The sequence below is a fragment of the Butyrivibrio sp. X503 genome, from assembly GCF_003625475.1.
Taxonomy (GTDB): domain Bacteria; phylum Bacillota; class Clostridia; order Lachnospirales; family Lachnospiraceae; genus Butyrivibrio.
The window spans coordinates 31,899-54,581 of sequence record NZ_RAIQ01000002.1; the positions used below are offsets into that span (position 1 = coordinate 31,899).

The window sequence follows — 22,683 nt, forward strand, 5'->3', positions numbered from 1 at the left end:
TGGCCGGATTAATAATAACATTATAAGAGAGTGTAAAAGACATGGCAGTCAGTAAAAAAAGAATTGTTGTTAAGGTGGGAACATCCACTATCACTAACGAGAGCGGCAATGTAGATATCCGTGCTCTCGATCATTTATGCAGAGCTCTTTCGGGAGTTGAGAATCTTGGTTATGACCTGGTGCTTGTTTCATCGGGAGCCATCGCTGTTGGCGCAGGCAAGATGAGACTTGCGCAGAAGCCCAAGGAGATCAAAATGAAGCAGGCAGCCGCAGCTGTCGGGCAGACTGAGCTCATGCATCTCTATGATAAGTTCTTTGGTGAATACAACAGGATGGTAGGCCAGATACTTCTTGATAATGCGGATTTCAGCAATCCGGTAAGAAGTGAAAACCTAAAGAACACATTCGATGCTCTTTTGGAAAATCACATTATTCCCATTGTAAATGAGAATGACTCCGTTTCACATACGGAGATCGAATCCGAAAAGAAGCTTTTTTCCGATAACGATATGTTGTCGGCTCTTGTTGCGGTGTTCTGCAATGCAAGTAAGCTTATTATCTTTTCCGATATAGACGGTCTTTATGACGGTAATCCCAAGACCGATCCAAATGCCAAGGTTATAAGCAGGGTTGAGGAGATAACCGATGAGCTTAAAAAAGTAGCTTCGGGATCAGGCTCGAATAGGGGAACGGGCGGAATGATCACTAAGCTTGAAGCTGCTGAGCTTGCAACTTCTCACGGCATTGATGTTCTTGTTACAAACGGCAAGTATCCGGAGAAGCTATACGACATCATCGAGAAGAAGAAAGTCGGAACTTTGTTTGTGGCGAAAGAGTAATACTTAAGTTGTATGGTTTTTATCATGGAGGAGACGTCCTCTTTGATATTGCTATAAAAGTTAATATGGAGGCGTGTGTATGAAAAGCAAAAAGAAAAAAGGGGTAAAGTGGTTTCATTCTATTTTGTTCCAAGTTATCGCAGTAAACGTTGCGATGCTGGTTATCTTCGGGGCAGTGATGTTCACTACGATGGATTCACTGGATAACACAGTAAACAATTCCAATCAGCTGATCAAGTATGTTGCTTCGGCCAATATGTACGAGGGAAACGTTTCTACCAGAATTTACGACATCTTTGCACAACCGTTTGTATATATTTATGCCAGTAGAGAATTAAAACCGACAATTGATACTGAAGTCAGAGCTGATTTCGAGGATCTGAAGGCTTCTATGGCATCACTCATTGATGTATTTAAGCAGCACGATGATGAAGAGTCTGTAAAGGCTCTTAGTATCGCCCAAGAGCTCAGTACCAATGTTGACACCTATGTAACGATGGTAGAAAATGCCATGGATCTTGCTAAGTCGGGAGCCGGTGCACAGTGTACTGTCGTTATGGAAGGCGATGTTAAAGACCTTATGAATACCATCGACGCTCAGCTTGTTGAGCTGAATGCGGCGGTTAACGATATTTCCACTGGTTCAATAAACAATATGATAGGCAGAAGGAATCAGGCAGTTTATAAGTCTGTTATAGGACTTGTTATCTTCCTTATCTGTGTTGCAATAACCTTTAACCTTAACTATTTCCTTATAGTTAAGAAGATCAGATCGATCTCCAATGAAGTTAATACCATTATTGATGATATTGACAGCGGTAACGGAGATCTTACAGCCAGGATCAATACCAAGACAAACTCAGAGCTTATCTTCTTCAAAAATGGATTTAACAAGTTCATTGAGAATCTTCAGAACGTTATGCGTGAAGTTAAGAACGGAACTGTTGTCCTTACTACTTCCGAGGAAGAAGTATCCGAGAAGATTCAGAAAGCCAATGACAATGTTACCAATACTTCCGCAGCTCTTCAGGAGCTTTCGGCAAGTATGGATACCGTATCAGCAACTGCTACAACCATGACAGAGAAGCTTGTTGACGTTAAGAGCGCTACTGACAGCATAAATGCAGAAGTGGCAGAAGGAAAAGAGACAGCTGAGCACATCAAGATCGAGGCTGAATCCGTTCAGGAAGAAGTTAATCAGAAGAAGAGCAATACAGGAAGTAAGATGGAAGAGCTCAGTGCCGTACTTGAGCAGTCTGTTCAGGATTCCGAGCAGGTTAATCAGATCGGTGAGCTTACAAACGTAATTCTTGATATTGCATCTCAGACTAACCTTCTTGCTCTCAATGCAAGTATTGAGGCTGCAAGAGCAGGTGAAGCCGGAAGAGGCTTTGCTGTAGTTGCGGAAGAGATCAGCTCACTTGCTGAGAACAGCAGACAGACAGCGGGCAATATCCAGAAGATCAGTCAGGGTGTTACCGATGCGGTTAAGGCACTTTCGGATAATGCTATGCAGGTGCTTGAATTTATCAATACGACCGTTCTTTCAGACTACGATTCATTTGTTGAAGTTGGAGCCAAGTATGAGAATACTGCATCCATAATCGATGATATGCTCAATAAGTTCAGTGAGAAAGCTGAGAATCTCGGCGTTATCATGGAGCAGATGTCCGAGCATGTTACATCCATCAATCAGTCCGTTCAGGAGAGCACAGTTGCGATCAATACTTCTGCAACAAACTCAACTGAGATCGTTGGACAGATGCAGGGTATCGGAGAAGCAATGGACAACAATAACAAAGTTACAAGCCAGCTTTCCGACAGCACCAAGCAGTTCGTTACTGTTTAATACCAATCAGTTTTATCTGGCAGTAAAAAGAGACAAAAATATCGGCATCGTCTTGAGGGTTCAAGGCGATGCCGTTTTTCATTGGATCATATAAACTGTCTTATATAGTATTATCAGATATTCTCATGATACTTGTCATAGATCTCTGTAAGATATGACTTAACTATCTGAATATTTGTCATCTTTCGAAGATCGGAATTGCCCATCATTACGGCAATCTCATCTGCAAGAAGAAGCATATTGTAGATTTTAAGTTTGAACTGATCTCTGTCGAGCTCGTCAATGTTGACCTGCATAAGAGGTGAACCGAGCTTGAGTGTAACGTTGTCATCTGCGATACCTGTAAGCATCATACGTGTCGTGGGATCGAAGTTGACATAGAGTATAAGTTTTTCTTTTTCATGCTTCTTAAGTGTGTTCTCATTCTGATGAGAAGTCTCAAGCCACTCGTAAAGATCTGCTTCATCAGGGTTTAAGAGGAACTTTGTAAGCTCATCCTTGTGCTTTTCTACATACTGCATATATTTGCTTGCGCTGGGGCCTGTATAAGCAAGTTCAACTCTTACTCCCGAATCCGAGCGTACAAGCCTGCATTTCTCGGCAACCTCTTTAATTTTTAATGTTGTTTCGTTTGATCCGATCATCTTAAAGGTGCCGGTTTCTAATTCCTGCTTGAATTCCATTGTGATCTCCTTTTTTCTAAATCTACAGTAACGTAAGTATAGCATAAGGGTGCTAAAAATGGTATACTAATAGAGATTTTGTAAAGAAATAAGGGGATAACATGTCACAGAGTAACAAGGGGAGAAAACAGACAAGAAAATCATCCAACAGCTCGTCATCAAGGAGCGGTTCAAGGACCAATCAGCGCCATATTAATGAGGAAGTTGACTATTCCTTAAGAAGCGAGCTTATTGTCATTGCAATGGTAGCTCTTACCATTTTCCTGTTTTTGTGTAATTTCGGTATCTGCGGAAGCATAGGAAACACCATAAGCGGAGTTTTGTTCGGCTTATTCGGCTTCACGGCCTATCTTGCGCCTTTACTTGCGCTTTTTTGTGTGGTTATCGGTGTAGCCAACTTCGGATCCAGCGCTTCTACAAGGAAGATAGTTTCCGGGATCATTCTTTTTATTATATTGGGTATGATATTGGAGCTTTTCACCGGAAGACCGCAGGGTACTGAGTCTTACAGCATTTCATATGTTTTCAACGAAGCAAGAAGAGCACACAACGGAGGCGGATTCTTCGCAGGCTCACTTGCATATCTTTCATATAAGTATTTGTCGCTTGCCGGAACTGCGCTTTTACTGCTTTTGATCGGTATTGCCAGCGTTGTTATCTTTACCGAGCAGTCATTTGTGGGCGGTATTAAGAAGGGCGGTCGCAAGATCATCGAAAAGACCAAAGAAGACGCCGCCAACTACAGAGAATACTCAAGAGAGCGAAGAGAGAGAATAGAACAAAGACGAGCTCAGATTGAGGAAGACAGGCGCCTTGCCATCGAGCAAAAAGAGGACGAGAAGATCCTTAGGATGGAAAAGAATGTGCGTGGTGTCATGCTTGATACGCAGCTTTCCAAGGAAGGTGAAGATGCGGATGATATGAGCGAGATCCGCATTCATGATGCAAGCAGCGAGGAAGAAAAGAACAATATTTTTATTCCCGATGAAGACGAATTTCATGATGACATACATGAGATCATCTTAAAGAAGCACGAGATAGAGACGGATGTAGAGCCGGATGGACAAAGAGCCTTTAAAACAGGCATCAAGATCCACGGAATGGGCTATGACGACTATGATGAGACTGATGATTACACGCATCGTGGTGAACAGGAGCCTGTTTCAAGCGGCAAGCTTGTAGCCAAGGCCGCCAAAGAGCAGTTACCTGAAGATGATATCCTTCCCGATGTTCCGATTCACGCGGAGAACCTTGGAAACGGAATGAACGGAGATTACGTAGTACATGCGCAGGATCATATTTCAAGGAGCGCAGGTGCGTCCTCCAGGATCACGTCATCGGCTTCAATGCCTACAAGCACTCATGTGCCTGACGGTCCCGGTCCTCATACGGTTAATGTCGGCATGGAAAAAGAGATTGAGCAGCACAAGAAGGCTATGTCCAAGAAGTATGTATTTCCGCCGCTTTCTCTTTTGGAAAAGGGAACAAGAAACAAGAATTCGGATTCTGCAAGGCAGCTCAAAGAAACTGCGCTTAAATTGCAGGAGACGCTTAAGACCTTCGGGGTTAACGTCACCGTTACCGATATAAGTCAGGGTCCTTCGGTTACAAGATTTGAGCTTCAGCCTGAGGCGGGCGTTCGAGTTAACAAGATTGTCGGACTTGCGGATGATATCAAGATGAATCTGGCTGCAAGAGATATCAGAATAGAAGCTCCGATTCCGGGCAAGGCAGCTGTGGGAATCGAGGTTCCGAACAGAGAGAATCAAGCGGTTGCGTTAAGAGACCTCTTTGAATCCAGAGAGTTTAAGGACTTTTCATCAAAGCTTGCTTTTGCGGTTGGTAAAGATATCGCGGGCAAGACGGTTGTTACCGATATAGCCAAGATGCCGCACCTCCTTATTGCGGGTGCTACAGGATCCGGTAAATCGGTATGTATAAATACGATCATCATGAGCCTTATTTATAAGGCCAAGCCTGAAGAAGTGCAGATGATCATGATTGATCCCAAGATCGTTGAGCTTAGTGTTTACAACGGAATCCCGCACCTTATGATCCCTGTTGTGACGGATCCCAAGAAAGCCGCCGCAGCTCTTAACTGGGCGGTTGCGGAGATGACTAACAGATATAAGAAGTTTGCCGACGCGGGAGTGCGTGATCTCAAGGGATACAATAAGCTTGCAGAGAAGAGCAGCGATCCCGAAATGAGCGTTATGCCTCAGATCGTGGTTATTGTAGATGAGCTTGCAGATCTTATGATGGTATCCGCCAATGAAGTTGAGGATGCTATCTGCAGACTTACACAGCTGGCGCGAGCTGCGGGTATTCATCTTATCATTGCTACTCAGAGACCTTCAGTTGATGTCATTACGGGTCTTATTAAGGCGAACATGCCCAGCCGAGTAGCGTTTGCGGTATCGAGCGGTGTTGATTCGAGAACTATTCTCGATATCAACGGTGCCGAGAAGCTTCTTGGTAAGGGAGATATGTTATTCTATCCTCAGGGCTATACGAAACCTGCCAGAATTCAGGGTGCATTTGTATCCGACAAGGAAGTTCAGGCGGTTACGGATTTCATAAGAAATCAGGATATACAATCAAGCTACGGCGAAGGTGTTGAAGAACAGCTTGCAAATTACCAGAGTCAGTCCGGCGGAAGTAGCGGTGCTTCCACAGGTGGAGATCCGGACAGGGATGAGTATTTTGTACAAGCCGGAGAGATTATCATAGAAAAAGAAAAAGCGTCCATAGGAATGCTCCAGAGAGTGTTCAAGATCGGCTTTAACAGAGCCGCCAGGATTATGGATCAGTTATGTGAAGCCGGGGTGGTCGGCGATGAAGAAGGTACTAAACCCAGAAAGGTACTAATGACCAAAGCTGAGTTTGATAGGTATGTAGGAGGAGAATAAATGGCTTTTAAAAGTGACATTGAAATCGCACAGGAAGCAAAGATGCTACACATCAGAGATGTAGCGGAAGGAATCGGGATTGAAGAGGACGATCTTGAATTCTACGGTAAGCACAAGGCTAAGCTTACAGAGGAGTATCTTAGAAAGGTACAGAGCAACAAGGAAGGAAAACTTATCCTTGTAACAGCCATCAATCCTACTCCCGCGGGAGAAGGAAAGACAACCACAAGTGTTGGACTCGGAGATGCGCTCAGAAGATTAGGATACAAGACAGTTATAGCTCTTAGAGAGCCTTCACTCGGACCTTGCTTCGGAATAAAGGGCGGAGCGGCCGGCGGCGGATACGCTCAGGTAGTTCCGATGGAAGATCTCAACCTTCATTTTACAGGTGATTTCCATGCCATAACATCCGCAAACAACTTGCTTGCGGCTATTTTGGACAACCATATCCAGCAGGGTAATGAACTGCAGATCGATACCAGACAGATCATATGGAAAAGAGCCGAGGATATGAATGACAGAGCTCTTCGAAATATCGTTGTAGGTCTTGGAGCCAAGACTGACGGTGTTCCCAGAGAAGATCACTTTGTTATTACGGTTGCTTCCGAGATAATGGCAATTCTTTGTCTCGCAAGCGATCTTAACGATCTGAAGGACAGACTTTCCAGGATCATTGTTGCATATAACTTTGCGGGAGAACCCGTTACAGCAGGTGACCTTCAGGCAGTTGGCGCTATGGCAGCACTCCTTAAGGATGCTCTTAAGCCCAATCTGGTGCAGACACTTGAGCACACACCCGTTATTGTACACGGCGGTCCTTTTGCCAATATCGCTCACGGATGTAACTCCGTAAGGGCTACAAAGACAGCACTTAAGATCGCGGATTATACTGTAACGGAGGCAGGCTTCGGTGCCGATCTCGGTGCAGAGAAGTTCCTTGATATCAAGTGCAGGATCGCAGGACTTAAGCCTGATGCGGTTGTTCTTGTTGCAACTATCAGAGCCCTTAAGTACAACGGCGGAATTCCCAAGGCTGAGCTTGGAACAGAGAATCTTGAAGCTCTTAAGAAGGGAATCGTTAATCTTGAGAAGCACATTGAGAACATCCAGAAATACGGTGTTCCCGTTGTTGTAACTCTTAACTCATTCCTTACTGATACAGAAGCCGAGACAGAGTTCGTCAAGAAATTCTGTGAGGAGAGAGGTTGTAACTTCGCTCTTTCAGAGGTTTGGGAAAAAGGCGGAGAAGGCGGACAGGATCTTGCAATGAAGGTTGTCGAGAGCATTAAGAACAAGCCTTCTAACTATGCACCTATCTATAAGGATGAACTCTCACTCAAAGATAAGATCAATACTATCTCTACGGAGATTTACGGCGCCGATGGCGTTACATACACACCGGCAGCTTCCAAGCAGCTTGCCAAGATTGAGGAGATGGGATTTGGGAATCTCCCTGTCTGCATGGCAAAAACGCAGTATTCACTTTCAGACGATCCTGCAATGCTCGGAAGACCTACAGGTTACAACATCACAGTAAGAGAAGCGTATGTTTCAGCCGGAGCAGGCTTTGTTGTTGCACTTACAGGTGCGATCATGACAATGCCCGGACTTCCCAAGCATCCTGCCGCTTACGACATCGATGTCGATGAGACAGGCAAGATAACAGGATTGTTCTAAGCGTTAATGCGGATTTCGCACATAATATTAAAAAATCTTTCTACAAAAACAGGAGACACGATGAGCGCACAGATTATTGACGGAAAAGCAATTTCACAGAATATTAAGGACGAACTTAAGGAAAAGACGGCTCTTTTGAAGGAAAAAGGTATAGAGGTAACTCTTGCTGTTATCCTTGTCGGAGAGGATCCTGCTTCGCAGGTCTATGTAAGGAATAAAAAGAAAGCCTGCGAGTATATCGGATATAGGTCTTTATCCTATGAACTTCCCGCAGATACAAGTCAGGAAGAACTCCTTAAGCTCATCGATGAGCTTAATAACAGAAAGGATGTAGACGGTATTCTTGTACAGATGCCGCTTCCCAAGCAGATCGATGAAAAGACTGTTATTGATGCTATATCTCCCGATAAGGATGTAGACGGCTTCCATCCCATGAATGTCGGAGCTCTCTGCATAGGCGAGCAGGGCTTTGTATCATGCACACCTGCAGGAGTTATCCAGCTTCTTAAAAGAGGTTGCGACGGAAAGATAGATATCGCCGGTAAAGAGTGCGTTATCGTCGGAAGATCCAATATTGTAGGTAAGCCTATGGCTCTTTTGATGCTCAGAGAGAATGCAACTGTTACGATCGCACATTCCCGAACCAAAGATCTTAAGGACGTGTGCAAGAGAGCGGATATTCTTATAGCAGCAGTAGGAAAAGCCGGCATGATCACCGCCGAGCATGTCAAAGAGGGCGCGGTTGTCATTGATGTCGGAATTAACAGAGGCGCAGACGGAAAGCTCTGCGGTGACGTTCTTTATGATGAAGTTTCACAGATTGCAAGTGCGATCACTCCCGTACCCGGCGGTGTAGGTCCCATGACCATCGCGATGCTTATGAATAATTGTTATGAAGCGGCAGTTATGCACAATTCACTTTGAGGTCAGGCCTTATGATATGTCCCGTTTGCGGTAAAGAGATTCCCGAAGGACACATGTATTGTGACGAATGCGGCAAAGAGATCAATTTTGTTCCGGACTTCGATCCGGAGGTTGAAAATGAGATAAATGCCACACTTTCGGGAGTTGCCGATGAACTGAATAAGGAAGCTAAGTTAAAAGCCTTGCGTATTCAAAAGCGAAAGGAATTTTTTAGCGCGTTAAAGAAAAAAAGCACGACAATTTTAGGATTTTCTGCTACTATTATCATCATAGCGATAGTTGTTTTCTTTATCGTTGCTTTTCACTCCAGATCCGCAATTTATTATATAAGTCTTGCGGAATCAGCCAAGAGTAGCGGAGATATGAATAAGGCTATCGGATATCTTGAAGAGGGCAAAAAGGAGAATCCCTACAGTACAGAGATTATTTTCAGGCTTTCCGATTACTATCTGGAGGCCGGTGATCCCGATAAAGCTGTCGAGACACTGCAGTATATAACAAGCTCGGATCGGTTTTCCGATGAGAAAGTGACCAATGCTTACGAAGGCATTATATCCATATATAAGGAGAACGGTCAGTACGGCAAGATTGCTGAGCTTTTAAGTACGGATGACAACGAGATTGCCAGAGGCCTTAAGGATAAATATGTACCTGCCACTCCCATTATGAATCCCGCTGCGGATACGTATGAGGAGAGCATTACGGTATCTTTGTCCAATTCCGCTTCGGACGACGGACTTGTGATCTACTACACGGTAAACGGTTCGGATCCAGATAACGGAGCTATCCCTTATGAAAAAGAGATAGTGCTTGATACCGAAGGTGAGTACAATATTAAGGCTGTTTCCGTTAATAAATACGGATTTATCAGTTCTGTAGTTGAGAATACTTATATAGTCGAATCCGGTGTTCCCGATGCTCCGCAGATAATGGAAGCAAGCGGTGATTACAGCCAGAACACAATGATAGTTGCTGTTGTCGAGCCGGGCAATTCGATTTTTTATACTACGGACGGCTCGGATCCCACACTGGATTCCAAGCAGTACATTTCACCGATCGCCATGCCTGTGGGCACTTCGCATTTTAAATTCATTGCATTTAACAATGAAGGTGAGTACAGCGAGATAGTTGAAAGAGATTACCATCTCGTATTTACAAGACTTATCTCCAAGGAACAGGCTGTGAGCAGTGTGGTCAGCACACTTGTAAGACTTAATTATCTCCTGGATGACACCGGCAAAGAAGTAGGTGTCCCCGGACATAATGAGTATATCTACAAATCGGAGATAGAGATACAGGGTGCCGGAGAATACTATGTTATTGATGAGATACATGTCAGTAACGATGGTACAAGAACAGCGACCGGACGTATTTATGCGGTCAATACCAATAACGGCTCCGTAAACAGATTAGGGTATGATTCAAGTGGCCAATATACCCTTATAACAATTTCCAATCGATAAAAAGCTGCTAGGCTTTAAATATTTTTTTATCTTGTTAGGAGGATGACTATGTTCAAGATTTTAGAGGCTAATGAGCTCACTACGAACATCTTTCAGATGATCGTTGAGGCTCCGCGTGTAGCTAGCGCGTGTTTACCCGGACAGTTTCTTATTATCCGTGTGGATGAAGAAGGAGAAAGAATCCCACTTACTATCTGTGATTACGACAGAGAGAAGGGAACTGTTGAGATAGTTGTACAGGCTATCGGCGCAGAAACTTACAAACTTAAATCACTTAAGGCCGGAGACAGCCTTGCAGACGTTGTCGGACCGCTCGGCAAACCTTCCGACCTTTGCGAAGAGAGCATCGATGAGCTTAAGAAAAAGAAAATCGTGTTCATCGCAGGCGGTGTCGGAACAGCACCCGTATATCCTCAGGCTAAATGGCTTAAGGAGCAGGGAGTTGACTGTGATGTAATTATCGGTGCAAAGACCAAAGACCTAGTTATTCTTGAGGACAGATTTAAGAAAGTATGTAACCTTCATATCACAACAGATGACGGTTCTTACGGAAGAAACGGAATGGTTACAAAGGCACTTCAGGATCTTTGGGATGAGGGCAACAAGTACGATCACTGCGTTGCTATCGGACCTATGATCATGATGAAATTTGTTTGTAAGCTTACAGAAGAGCTCGGAATTCCTACAATTGTCAGCATGAACCCTATCATGGTTGACGGAACCGGAATGTGCGGCGCTTGCCGTCTTACAGTAGACGGTCAGGTTAAGTTTGCTTGTGTTGACGGACCTGAGTTTGACGGACACAAGGTTGACTTTGATCAGGCTATGAACCGTATGAAGCTTTACAAGACCGAAGAGGGAAGACTTTACCTCAAGGCCCAGGAAGGTGACACACACCACGGCGGATGCGGTAACTGTAACTAACATTTTTCGCGATTAACTATTATAGGAGATTAAATAAATGGATGGATTTGTAAGAGTTCCCGTCCGCGAACAGGACGCTAAGGAACGTGCTACCAATTTTAAAGAAGTTTGTCTTGGATACAATAAAGAAGAGGCAGAAAAAGAGGCATTAAGATGTCTTAACTGTCCCAATCCCAAGTGTGTACAGGGATGTCCCGTATCTATCAACATTCCCGCTTTTATCGAGCAGGTTAAGAAGGGAAATGTTGAAGGTGCTTATCAGGAGATCAGCAAAGCAAGTGCTCTTCCCGCTGTCTGCGGACGAGTTTGCCCTCAGGAGAGCCAGTGTGAAGGCCAGTGCGTAAGAGGAATCAAGGGCGACGCCGTTTCAATCGGTAAGCTTGAGAGATACGTTGCTGATACAGCTAGAGAGATGGGCATCAAGCCCGAAGGCGCTAAGGAGAAGAAGGGCAAGAAGGTTGCCGTTATCGGATCAGGCCCTTCAGGTCTTACATGCGCAGGCGATCTTGCAAAGATGGGCTATGACGTAACTATTTTTGAGGCCCTTCATGAGGCAGGCGGTGTACTTGTTTATGGTATTCCTGAGTTCCGTCTTCCCAAGGATGCCGTTGTTAAGAAAGAGATCGAGAACGTTAAGTCACTCGGCGTTAAGCTTGAAACAGACGTTGTTATCGGTAAGTCTGTAACAATAGATGAGCTCATGGAGAAGGAAGGCTTTGAGGCTGTATTCATTGGATCGGGAGCAGGTCTTCCCAGATTCATGAATATCCCCGGCGAGCAGTCTATGGGTGTATTCTCAGCTAACGAGTACCTCACAAGAAGTAACCTCATGAAAGCTTTCGATGAGAATTCAAGAACACCTATCATGAAGGCTAAGAAGTGCGTTATAGTTGGTGGCGGTAACGTTGCTATGGACGCTGCCAGAACAGCTCTTCGTCTTGGTGCTGAGGTTCATGTTGTATACAGACGTGGTGAGGAAGAGCTTCCTGCACGTAAGGAAGAAGTACATCATGCTAAGGAAGAGGGTATCATCTTCGACCTTCTTTGCAATCCTGTTGAGATCCACGCTGATGAGAACGGATGGGTTAAGAGCATTACATGTATCAGAATGGAGCTTGGTGAGCCCGATGAGTCAGGAAGAAGAAGCCCTGTAGAGGTTCCCGGTTCTGAGTTTGATATCGAGTGCGATGCAGTTATCATGTCACTTGGTACATCACCTAACCCTCTTATTTCTTCAACAACTGCAGGTCTTGATGTTAACCGCAGACAGTGTATCGTTGCACAGGAAGAGACAGGAGCAACATCTAAGCCCGGCGTATTTGCAGGCGGTGATGCAGTTACCGGTGCAGCTACCGTTATCCTTGCTATGGGTGCAGGTAAAGCAGCTGCTAAGGGAATTGACGAGTACCTTCAGAACAAATAATTTATTATTTTTTATAAATCAAATAGCACCGGGCTAGATCTATAGCCCGGCGCTTTGACTTACAGGGGGATATTTTCGTGATAGCATATGTAAACGGAATATTGGAAAACCTCGAAGAGGGTAATGCTGTCATAGACGTAAACGGCTTTGGCGTCAATGTTAATATTTCGGGTTCCACTATGGACAGAATGCCCGGAATCGGAGAGATGGTTAAGCTATATACTTATACCAACGTCAAAGAGGATACCTTTTCTTTGTTTGGTTTTCTTTCAAGAGATGAACTGAATCTTTTTAAGATGCTTATTACGGTAAACGGCATCGGACCAAAAGGCGGGCTTGCCGTTTTATCGGTTTTATCTCCCGATGATCTAAGATTTGCCATTATTTCAGGAGACAGCGCTTCTATAGCCAAGGCTCCCGGAATTGGTAAAAAGACAGCAGAGAGGATCACTCTTGAGCTTAGAGACAAGATCAAGGTTACTGAGGATGATCTGCTTTCATCTTCCGGAGGAATAGCCTTAGATGATCTTACAGGAGATGCCGCAAATGCCAAAGACGAGGCAGTTGCAGCTCTTGTTGCACTTGGATACAATTCTTCGGATGCCGTCAAGGCAGTAAGAAAAGTAATTAAGGGAAGCGATGCACCGCTTGATGCAGAGGTCCTTTTAAAGCTTGCTCTTAAGGAGATGTTCTAAAGTATGGAAAAGAGAAAGATAGTAACTTCCGCAAGAGGCATAGACGCCAATGTAAAAGTGGAAGATGAGAAGATCGAGGGATCGTTACGACCCAAGAGCCTCGATAAGTACATAGGACAAAAGAAAATAAAGGAAAGCCTTAAGATCTATATTGAAGCTGCCAAGAAAAGAGGAGAGTGTCTTGATCACCTTCTTTTTTACGGACCACCCGGTCTTGGAAAGACAACCCTTGCCGGAATAATTGCTTCGGAAATGGGTGTTAATATCAAAATTACCAGCGGACCCGCTATCGAAAAGCCCGGAGATATGGCTGCTATTCTCAATAATCTTCAGGAGAAGGATATTCTTTTTGTAGATGAGATCCACAGACTTAACAGACAGGTTGAAGAGGTGCTTTATCCCGCAATGGAAGACTATGCCATTGATATTATGATCGGAAAAGGCCCGACAGCCCGTTCGATAAGACTTGATCTTCCTCATTTTACTCTGATCGGAGCAACGACGAGAGCTGGTATGCTTTCGGCGCCTTTGAGAGACAGATTCGGAATGATCCATAAGATGGAATTTTATGATCCCGATGAGCTTTGCGAGATCATTATGCAGTCGGCGGGAGTTCTTAATGTAGAGGTTGACCCCAACGGAGCCAAAGAGATGGCACGACGTAGCAGAGGAACGCCCAGACTTGCCAACAGAATACTTAAGAGAGTAAGAGATTACGCTCAGGTCAAGCATAACGGTGTTATAACAGAGGATGTTGCCGTTACGGCCCTTGATCTTATGGATGTAGATAAGATGGGACTTGACCATACCGACAGAAATATATTACTTACGATGATAGATAAATTCGGAGGCGGACCTGTGGGCCTTGATACCCTAGCTGCCGCGATAGGAGAGGATTCGGGCACGATTGAGGACGTCTATGAGCCCTATCTTATCAAGAACGGATTCATTAATAGAACTCCGAGAGGCAGAGTTGTCACTGATACCGCGTATACCCATTTAGGGCTTGAAAACGGGTCAGACTCGGAGATATAATTAAAAAGCAACCAAGCTAAAAAGAAATAAAAGCAGGGGTGGATTTATGGCATCTAAAACAGATACCGAGGTAATTATCGGGGGAAAGGTATTTACCTTAAGCGGATACGAAAGTGAAGAATATTTACAAAAGGTGGCGTCTTATATAAACAATAAGATCGGTGAGTACAACAAGATCGACAGTTTTAAGAGACAACCGATAGATACTCAGAATGTTCTGCTGCAGTTAAATATAGCAGATGACTATTTTAAGTCAAAAAAGCAGATCGAGCTTATGGAAGAGCAACTGGCCGAGAAGGAAAAAGAGCTCTATGATCTTAAGCACGAGCTTATTGCTACGCAGATCAAGCTGGAGAACACCGAGAAGAACGGAAAGAGTCTTCAGACCAAGCTTGATGAGTCATCCAAAAAGATCATTCAGCTTGAAACTCAGGTCAAAGGGACCGGAACAAAGAAATGATTGCATTTAAAAGGCTGTCTAAGTTTTGACAGCCTTTATTTTTTAAAGAATAAACTATGAACAAAGTAGAATTGCTTGCTCCCGCAGGGGGCTATGAAACAATGGTCGGAGCCTTTAACGCAGGCGCCGATGCCATTTATCTGGGAGGTTCCAAATTCGGCGCAAGAGCCTATGCTGATAATTTTGACAGGGATCAGGTTCTTGACGCTGTTTCGTATGCCCATTTACACGGGAAAAAGATATATATGACGGTTAATACGCTCGTTAAAGAAAGAGAATTTGGCGAGTTATATGATTTTATGCTTCCTTATGCGGAAAAGAATCTGGACGGTGTTATCGTTCAGGATCTGGGCGTTATGCGCTTTATAAGAGATGAATTTCCGGGGATCGAGCTTCATGCAAGCACGCAGCAGACAGTCACGGGCGTGTACGGAGCAAGGCTGTTAAAAGAGCTCGGATGTTGTCGTGTTGTCCCCGCAAGAGAGCTTAGCCTTGAAGAGATGAAGGCGATCAGGGAAAAGGCGGATATCGAGGTTGAGGCTTTTATTCACGGAGCTATGTGTTATTGCTATTCCGGAGCGTGTCTTTTTAGCAGCATGGTCGGAACAAGGAGCGGTAACAGAGGAAGATGCGCTCAGCCGTGCAGGCTTCCGTACACATCAGATGTTTTTTCATCTAAATCCAAAGAAGAGCAGTATCCGCTTAGCCTTAAGGATATGTGCACGATTGACATGATACCTGAGCTTATCGAAGCGGGCATCGATTCATTCAAGATAGAAGGCAGGATGAAAAAGCCTGAGTACGCTGCAGGTGTAACCGCTCTTTACAGAAAGTACATAGATCTTTATTATGCGGAGCCTGATAAGAAGCATGAAGTCAGCAAAGATGATATGGAGATGCTTAAATCTCTTTATCTCAGAACGGGAATAAGCTCAGGCTATTATCACAAGCACAACGGAAAAGAGATGGTCACTATTTCTTCTCCCGCATATAACGGAACAAAGGAAGAAGTTCTTAATAAGGTCAAGGAACAGTATCTTGGAAAAGAGCTTAAGATAAAGTGCGATATATTCTGTAAACTTAAGCTATCCGAAAAAGCCGAGCTTATTATGAATGTGAACCGAGACGGTGAGTTTATTTCCAAAACCGTTGTCGGAAACGAAGTACAGGCTGCGTCCAAAAGACCTATGGATGAAGAAAGCGCAAAAAAGCAGCTTGAGCGACTCGGGAACACACCTTTTGAGGCTGAATCCATAGAGATAACAATTGATGACAACAATACCGGAAAAGGAATATTTATGCCCGTCAGCGAGCTCAACGAGCTAAGAAGAAAGCTCTGCGAAGAAATGGAAGAGGAACTCCTTAGGGGCTATGGTAAAAGCGCTTCTTACAACAAAAACAATACTTACGGTAATAATGAACCGGATGATAAACGTGCATGTGAGGTAGGCGTTTCCGGTAAAGATACCGATGTACATGTCCTTGTTCACACCAAAGCTCAGCTGGAAGCATTGAAGGATATCCTTGTAAAGATCAAATACGGCGATATCACCGAAGGCCGCGCAAACACTGTATCTAGAGTATATCTTGAAAGTGATCTTTTGCTTAATTCCGACATTTTAGCTATACTTAAAGCTACTGCATTTTCAAAAGTCGAAGTTATAGCGGCGCTTCCCTACGTGACAAGAGAGGAATCTTTTGACGGAAGCTGCGACATAAGCTTTATGGCTGATGGCTTTGACGGTACAATAGACGGACTTTTGGTAAGAAACCTTGAGCAGCTTGGACTTCTTAAGGGAAAAGATTATAAGAAAAAGGTTATTTTGGATTATGGCGTATACACATGGAACGCCGAAGCTGCCAGCCTTTTAAGCGAACTTAAAAGATCCGACGAAAGCTCTTTTGTCTCAGAGATAGCTGTGCCATATGAGCTTACAATACATGAGGCTTCCGAAACGGTCAGGAAGGTCAAGGCCCAAACAGGTTTTCCTGTTTCATATAATGTATACGGGCATGTACCTATGATGATCAGCGCCGGATGTATCAAGAAAACGCTAGATAAATGCAGTGGTTTTTTCCATGAGAATCATCATGAAAAGATGCTTCTTACGGACAGGATGGGGAACAAGATGCCTGTGACCACCAATTGCAGGAATTGCTATAACATAATTTGGAATGCCAATCCAACAGCCTTGTTTAATAAGATGGATGATCTTTATGACAAGAGGCTTTTTGATCATTTCAGAATTGATCTTACGGTTGAAGATAAGGAGACGGCACTTGACATACTAAGAGTCGGAATCTGCAGTGGGGACAAGGAACACAGACGTTCCCTTATGCAGAGAAATCAAAACCGTTTTACGACCGGACATTATAAACGCGGAGTTGAATAAAGGAATGGAGTTATACGTAACAGAAATATCTAAATATGTCATTGCTTCTTTGCTGTTTTTGTATACAGTTATGGCTTTTTTGGCGTTTAAATACAGAAGCAGAGAGGCAAGGACCAATATATACGCTACGCAGATCGTGCTTATGTTTTTGATACAGCTTGCATGCTTTGTGCAGATAATAGCAAGGACCGGAAAAGTACTTTATCTGTTTTTCTTTGCATTTCAGATAGTTGTCTTTTCCGCTGTACTTATGCTGTTTTATTTTATCTATCCGGACGGAAACAGGCTTATAATAAACAACTGCTGCCTGCTTCTTATGATAGGTGTGATCATACTTACCAGGTTGTCTTACGACAAGGCGGTCAAACAGTTTGTAATTGTGGCAGTATCTTTTTTGATCGGATTCTTTATACCCGAGATGATATTCAGATTCAATTTTCTTAAGCGATTTACATGGATCTACGCGGGTGTTGGAATTGCGGCGATCGGAGTCGTTCTAATCCTCGGTGCTACCATTAACGGATCCAAGCTTAATTATGCCATTGCGGGAGTTTCTTTCCAGCCTTCGGAATTTGTAAAGGTTCTGTTTTTGTTCTTTTTGTCGGGAGCTTTTTATAAGGCGAAGGGATTTGTGGATCTTATGATCGCATCGGCAGTAGCGGCGCTGCATGTAATTATACTGGTTCTTTCCAAGGACCTTGGAAGTGCGCTTATCTTTTTTATGCTGTATCTTGCACTTATTTACATATCAACCGAGAATGTCGGGTTCTTTATACTGGGATTGGGCTTTGCCACACTTGCCAGTGCGATATCGTACAAGCTCTTTTCGCATATTCAGGTCAGAGTCCATGCTTGGATGGATCCGTTCAGTGATATCACAGGTACCGGTTATCAGCTTTCACAGTCGCTCTTTGGAATCAGCAGCGGCGGATTGTTTGGGCTGGGGCTCTACGGAGGATCGCCCAAATCGATACCGTTTGTCGAGACGGACTTTATTTTTTCTGCGATCGCGGAAGAGATGGGGATTTTATTCTCGGTGCTTATGATACTTGTGTGCCTCAGCACTTTCCTTCTTATCATGCAGGAAGGCTATTATATACATGACAAATTCTATAGGATGATAATCTGCGGAATTGGAATATCCTTTATTTTCCAGACTTTTCTTACTATCGGCGGTGGAGCCAAATTCATACCGCTTACCGGCGTTACGCTTCCGCTTATAAGCTACGGTGGATCGTCCGTTCTTGTCACGATAGTTATGATAATGATTGTTGAAGGCATCTGTATGATAGGTTCGGATGAACGGTATGAAGAGTACCTGGAAGAAAGACGACGCTATGAGAGGAAAAGAAACAGATATGAGAGATACGAGGACGAAGAGTACTAAGAGACGTAAAAGAGTAAGATCATATCCGATCATCGTGTTGACAAGCATATATCTTGCGTTGTTTATTGCAATGCTTGGATATATCTCTCATTATTCTCTTACACATAAACAGGAATTTATAAATAACGAGCACAATACAAGACAAAAGATCCTTCTTAAGCAGAATCAGCGCGGTAAGATCCTTTCACGAGACGGTGATATTCTAGCTTATTCGGAAAAGAACGAAGACGGAAAAGAAGTAAGGGTATATCCCTACAGCAATGAGTTTTCACATGTAGTCGGTTATGTATCAAAAGGAAAAGCCGGAATAGAAGGCTTTTCAAACTATTATCTTATAAATACCAACTTGGATCTTTCCAAGAAGGTGGCCTACGATGCAAAGGGACAGAAGTATCCCGCGGATAACGTAAAGACAACGCTTGATGTTCATCTTCAGGAGGTTGCATATTCCGCGCTCTCTTCAAGAAAGGGTGCGGTAGTTGTTTCTGATCCAAAGACAGGTGAGATCCTTGCAATGGTCTCAAAGCCTGATTTTGACCCGAATACTCTTGAGCAAGAGTGGGATCAGCTTATTCAGGATAAATCGCCCGATGCAAAGCTACTTAACAGGGCAACACAGGGTAAATATCCTCCGGGATCTACTTTTAAGATAGTTACCGCGCTCGGATATCTTCGCGAGCATCCGACAGATTACATGAATTACAGGTTCAGCTGCGGCGGAAGATTTGACTATGAAGGTAATACGATATCATGTTATCACGGTGAAAAACACGGAAATATCGACCTTGAGACCTCTTTTGCCAAGTCATGTAATTCTTCATTTGCCAATATCGGTGTAGGGCTTAAGTCCGAGACATTTGACTATGTGCTTGGCAATCTCATGTTTAACGAGGAACTTCCTCTTGATTTTTGCAGATCGGCTGTCAGTTCTTCATCCTATCCAAAGGATGGTAATCCTAACTCTGTAATGCAGCTGTCCATCGGTCAGGGAAAGACTTCGATCTCGCCCGAGCACCTTAACATGATAACCTGTGCGGTTGCCAATGACGGTATTCTTATGAAGCCTTATGTGGTCAGTGAAGTTAAGAGTGAGGACGGAAAAGAAATAAAGAAATTTGCGCCCGAAGAGTATAAAAGGCTTATGAGTGATGACGAGGCCAAGATACTTAGGGGGATGATGGAACAGGTGGTTCAGAAGGGAACCGCGAGCAAATTAAAAGGCCTTTCCTACACTGCGGCAGGAAAGACCGGTTCAGCTGAATTTAACGATACCAAAGATTCTCATGCATGGTTTACGGGCTTTGCTCCTGCCGACGATCCACAGGTCTGCGTTACCATAATCGTCGAGGAAGCGGGAAGCGGCGGAAGCTATGCCGTTCCTATCGCAAAGAGAGTATTTGATGCGTATTTCGGTGTTGAATAAAGTTCTTATATTATCAAAAGACCTGAGTTATCTTGAGACTTTTTTCTTTTGACAGGTCAATAAGTGAATTATCTTCGTTTAATTTTATGAGAGGGCGTGAGAGCGCCTTCTCATTTATTAATATAACGGTTCCGAGTCTCTCGTTACTTAGCTGAACGTTAAAGCCAAGCTGAGAAGCTGCGATATGCGAGAGAATTGATTTAAGCGCCTGCACGTCATATCTTTCAAAGCCTTCGTTCTCGTAATTGGCGATTATCTGGAAAGGATGAAGCTTTTTCCTGTAAGTTCTGGGTGAAGTCATTGCTTCGTAGGTGTCGATTATTGCGATATACTTGGCAAATTTGTCTATCTCATCTGATGTAAGAGAAGCAGGATAGCCTGTTCCGTTGCATCTTTCGTGATGCTGAAGCGTTGCCCTGAGTATATGATGGTTAAAGGAACCAACTTGTCTTAAGAAATCATAGCCGATCTGTGTATGCTTCATTACGAGCATGTATTCTTCAGGTGTGAGCCTTTGCGGCTTCCAGAGTATCTGGTAAGGTATACTGAATTTGCCGATGTCATATAAAAATGCGCACTCGATAAGCAGCGTGCTGTCTTTATTGGACAATCCGAGCCATGTTGCAAACACACCCGCGATAAGTGCGGAATTAAGGCAGTGGCAAAGTGTCATATCATTTTCATCGGGAACAAGGTTATATAGATAATCAAGAAGCTGTTCGCCGCTCTTAACTCCGGCGATTATACTCTTATAAATCTCCATTAACTGTGAGAGATTGATCTTCTGGCTTTTATCAACTGCCCCCAACATACATGTTTTGAAAACGGGAAAATAGATGTTGTATATTGATTCAAAGTTCTTGAAACCGTCCGTCATACGTACTTTTTCAAAGTGTGTGGTGGAGTAATCGATTTCTTCCTTGATGGGAACGGCAATTATAGACTGTCTTGCAAGCTTTTTCATGATATTGTCGTTGACCTTGGTTCCGGCCATGACAATGATCTCGTTTTTATAATTGAGAATGTCTTCCGCGATAACCATTCCGGGCTTTAATTCAATTCGTGCTACCACCTTCATGTTTTAGGACCTCCCAATTTGCTTGGCGTGCAATTCCATAAACTTTTTTCATGTGTTAAAATGTTTGTTGAAGAAGTTTAATGCATAACCCCTATATATCCTACTATACATAAATGGGAGCATGTAGGTCAATTCGATAATTGGGGAGAATTGTATTTTTATGAAAAAAAATGGATTCTGTACATTTTATAAGAATCTGTACTTTGGAGAATCGGTCAAAAAACATTCTCTTGTTAAGTGGAAGTTATATCACGGAAGCGGACAGTTAACCATATTTTGCCTGGTAAGGGCGATGAGTGATAACGATCAGCTTGATATCATACATTCGGCATTCCTTAAACAGCCGTATTACAGAGAACACCCTGCATATATATATGGAATCGCGGGAAGCTATGCAGAGGCGCTTGCAATGGTCGTTGATATTTCGGACAGGGCATGCAAGGCGGGAATGGACGGTAAGCTGGTCGAATTCCTCGATAAGGATGCGTGAGCATCAGTCTTTCATTGAAATAAACCGAACTTGGGAGTTTATATGTTGGCAGTTGTTTTATCGGTACTTAAAATAGTGGGGATAACAATACTCGTTATTCTTGCCGTGGCTCTTTTACTTGTCTTATTGGTGCTATTTGTCCCGATAAGATATAAGATAGACGGAAATGTTCCTCAAATGCGATTCGGAGATGACTTTGATTCCGAAAGAATTGAGTTTGCGATTAAGTTCCATTGGCTCTTGCATATCTTAAGCGGAAGATATATTCATCATAAAGATGACACGTTTGTCGTTAAAATTTTTGGGTTTACAATCTATCCAAGAAAAGAAAAGCCTGGTAAAAAGAAAAAAAGAGAACGTAAAAAGGATTCGGAAACGAAAATTGAATCGACATCGGATGTTTCCGAAGCAAAAATAGATGATAAGGACGATCTTTCTTTTGAGATAAAAGAAAAAAAGAAGAAAAGAGATACGGATCAAAGTAAAAACGACACAGGTGTCACAGAAATTTCCGATACCGATGATGAAGATGAAGAAAAATCAATCGTTGATGTAGTGGAAGATGTGATCTCTTTTGTCGTAAAACTCATAAAAACGCCACAAAATGTGTTCCGAAAAATAAAATATACAATATCTAGAGTTTGTGGTAAGATAAATATGATTAAGTCCACCCTTGAGAGTGAAATTTTCAAGAGGGCTTACAGCCTGGTTAAAGGCAAGCTTTTAAGGCTTCTTAAGATGATAATGCCGGATAAGAGCAGCTCAAGACTCTGTCTCGGAGTCGGAGATCCCGCACGGGAAGCCGAAATCATGGCTGCATACGGAATGATGTATTCATTTCTTGTAAATAAGCTTGTGTTTGTTCCGGATTTTAATGAAAAGATCATTGAAGCCGATATACATCTAAAGGGACATATCACACTATTTACTGTTTTGTATTGTGTTTGCGTTTGCTATTTCAACAAGGATGTCAAAAAGGTTATTGCCAGATTTAAGAAGATATTCGAAAGATAGATATAATCTTGGAGGTT

18 protein-coding genes are annotated in these 22,683 nt (G+C 43.3%); 16 read left to right on the forward strand and 2 right to left on the reverse strand.

The genetic code is table 11. The annotated features are described in order from the left end of the window. The first annotated feature begins 41 nt into the window (after positions 1 to 41). Both proB and D6853_RS03040 read left to right on the forward strand, forming a co-directional pair. Positions 42 to 839, forward strand: a complete 798-nt coding sequence (gene proB / locus D6853_RS03035; RefSeq protein ID WP_120656330.1) for a glutamate 5-kinase — start codon at positions 42 to 44, stop codon at positions 837 to 839. A gap of 79 nt (positions 840 to 918) precedes the next feature. Continuing rightward, positions 919 to 2,688, forward strand: a complete 1,770-nt coding sequence (locus D6853_RS03040; RefSeq protein ID WP_120656331.1) for a methyl-accepting chemotaxis protein — start codon at positions 919 to 921, stop codon at positions 2,686 to 2,688. Positions 2,689 to 2,801: 113 nt separating this feature from the next. On the opposite strand, the gene D6853_RS03045 is transcribed toward D6853_RS03040, so the two are convergent. Continuing rightward, entirely contained in the window at positions 2,802 to 3,371 is a 570-nt protein-coding gene (locus tag D6853_RS03045) for a hypothetical protein (protein WP_120656332.1), read from the reverse strand. A gap of 101 nt (positions 3,372 to 3,472) precedes the next feature. On the opposite strand from D6853_RS03045, the gene D6853_RS03050 reads away from it, so the two are divergent. The 12 genes from D6853_RS03050 to D6853_RS03105 all read left to right on the forward strand — a co-directional run bounded on the left by D6853_RS03050 (position 3,473) and on the right by D6853_RS03105 (position 20,084). Next, positions 3,473 to 6,280 carry an FtsK/SpoIIIE family DNA translocase gene (locus D6853_RS03050; protein ID WP_120656333.1) on the forward strand — a complete coding sequence of 936 codons (2,808 nt, stop codon included), beginning with the start codon at positions 3,473 to 3,475 and terminating at the stop codon, positions 6,278 to 6,280. Then, positions 6,281 to 7,957 (forward strand): formate--tetrahydrofolate ligase, encoded by a 1,677-nt coding sequence (locus tag D6853_RS03055; RefSeq protein ID WP_092243562.1) that lies wholly within the window; start codon positions 6,281 to 6,283, stop codon positions 7,955 to 7,957. It abuts the gene before it with no gap. Between the two features lie 60 nt (positions 7,958 to 8,017). Beyond that, positions 8,018 to 8,881 carry a bifunctional methylenetetrahydrofolate dehydrogenase/methenyltetrahydrofolate cyclohydrolase FolD gene (folD, locus tag D6853_RS03060; protein WP_120656334.1) on the forward strand — a complete coding sequence of 288 codons (864 nt, stop codon included), beginning with the start codon at positions 8,018 to 8,020 and terminating at the stop codon, positions 8,879 to 8,881. An 11-nt stretch (positions 8,882 to 8,892) separates the two neighbouring features. Next, positions 8,893 to 10,344 (forward strand): chitobiase/beta-hexosaminidase C-terminal domain-containing protein, encoded by a 1,452-nt coding sequence (locus D6853_RS03065; protein ID WP_120656335.1) that lies wholly within the window; start codon positions 8,893 to 8,895, stop codon positions 10,342 to 10,344. Between the two features lie 48 nt (positions 10,345 to 10,392). Continuing rightward, positions 10,393 to 11,268 (forward strand): sulfide/dihydroorotate dehydrogenase-like FAD/NAD-binding protein, encoded by an 876-nt coding sequence (locus tag D6853_RS03070; protein ID WP_120656336.1) that lies wholly within the window; start codon positions 10,393 to 10,395, stop codon positions 11,266 to 11,268. Positions 11,269 to 11,305: 37 nt separating this feature from the next. Beyond that, the gene (gltA, locus tag D6853_RS03075; RefSeq protein WP_120656337.1) at positions 11,306 to 12,691 is read left to right on the forward strand and encodes an NADPH-dependent glutamate synthase; all 1,386 of its coding nucleotides are present in this window, start codon (positions 11,306 to 11,308) and stop codon (positions 12,689 to 12,691) included. Between the two features lie 77 nt (positions 12,692 to 12,768). Beyond that, positions 12,769 to 13,386, forward strand: coding sequence for a Holliday junction branch migration protein RuvA (gene ruvA, locus D6853_RS03080; RefSeq protein WP_120656338.1), 618 nt, complete (start codon positions 12,769 to 12,771; stop codon positions 13,384 to 13,386). 3 nt (positions 13,387 to 13,389) lie between these two features. Beyond that, positions 13,390 to 14,421 (forward strand): Holliday junction branch migration DNA helicase RuvB, encoded by a 1,032-nt coding sequence (gene ruvB, locus D6853_RS03085; RefSeq protein ID WP_120656339.1) that lies wholly within the window; start codon positions 13,390 to 13,392, stop codon positions 14,419 to 14,421. 46 nt (positions 14,422 to 14,467) lie between these two features. After that, entirely contained in the window at positions 14,468 to 14,881 is a 414-nt protein-coding gene (zapA, locus tag D6853_RS03090; protein WP_092243541.1) for a cell division protein ZapA, read from the forward strand. A gap of 56 nt (positions 14,882 to 14,937) precedes the next feature. Continuing rightward, the gene (locus D6853_RS03095) at positions 14,938 to 17,274 is read left to right on the forward strand and encodes a peptidase U32 family protein (protein ID WP_120656340.1); all 2,337 of its coding nucleotides are present in this window, start codon (positions 14,938 to 14,940) and stop codon (positions 17,272 to 17,274) included. A gap of 4 nt (positions 17,275 to 17,278) precedes the next feature. Then, positions 17,279 to 18,661 carry an FtsW/RodA/SpoVE family cell cycle protein gene (locus D6853_RS03100; protein WP_120656341.1) on the forward strand — a complete coding sequence of 461 codons (1,383 nt, stop codon included), beginning with the start codon at positions 17,279 to 17,281 and terminating at the stop codon, positions 18,659 to 18,661. Continuing rightward, positions 18,582 to 20,084: a peptidoglycan D,D-transpeptidase FtsI family protein gene (locus tag D6853_RS03105; protein WP_243108280.1), complete on the forward strand. Its 1,503-nt coding sequence runs from the start codon at positions 18,582 to 18,584 to the stop codon at positions 20,082 to 20,084. The genes D6853_RS03100 and D6853_RS03105 overlap by 80 nt, the downstream gene beginning before the upstream one ends. A gap of 13 nt (positions 20,085 to 20,097) precedes the next feature. Here D6853_RS03105 and D6853_RS03110 read toward each other — a convergent pair whose 3' ends face one another. Then, positions 20,098 to 21,162 carry an HD-GYP domain-containing protein gene (locus D6853_RS03110; RefSeq protein ID WP_120656342.1) on the reverse strand — a complete coding sequence of 355 codons (1,065 nt, stop codon included), beginning with the start codon at positions 21,160 to 21,162 and terminating at the stop codon, positions 20,098 to 20,100. A gap of 160 nt (positions 21,163 to 21,322) precedes the next feature. Between D6853_RS03110 and D6853_RS03115 the strand changes: the two genes are divergently transcribed. Together D6853_RS03115 and D6853_RS03120 are read left to right on the forward strand one after the other, a co-directional pair. Beyond that, a complete protein-coding gene (locus D6853_RS03115) occupies positions 21,323 to 21,652 on the forward strand; it encodes a hypothetical protein (protein ID WP_120656343.1) in 330 nt (109 codons plus the stop codon). A gap of 42 nt (positions 21,653 to 21,694) precedes the next feature. Further along, positions 21,695 to 22,666 carry a hypothetical protein gene (locus D6853_RS03120; protein WP_120656344.1) on the forward strand — a complete coding sequence of 324 codons (972 nt, stop codon included), beginning with the start codon at positions 21,695 to 21,697 and terminating at the stop codon, positions 22,664 to 22,666. Positions 22,667 to 22,683 lie beyond the last annotated feature (17 nt).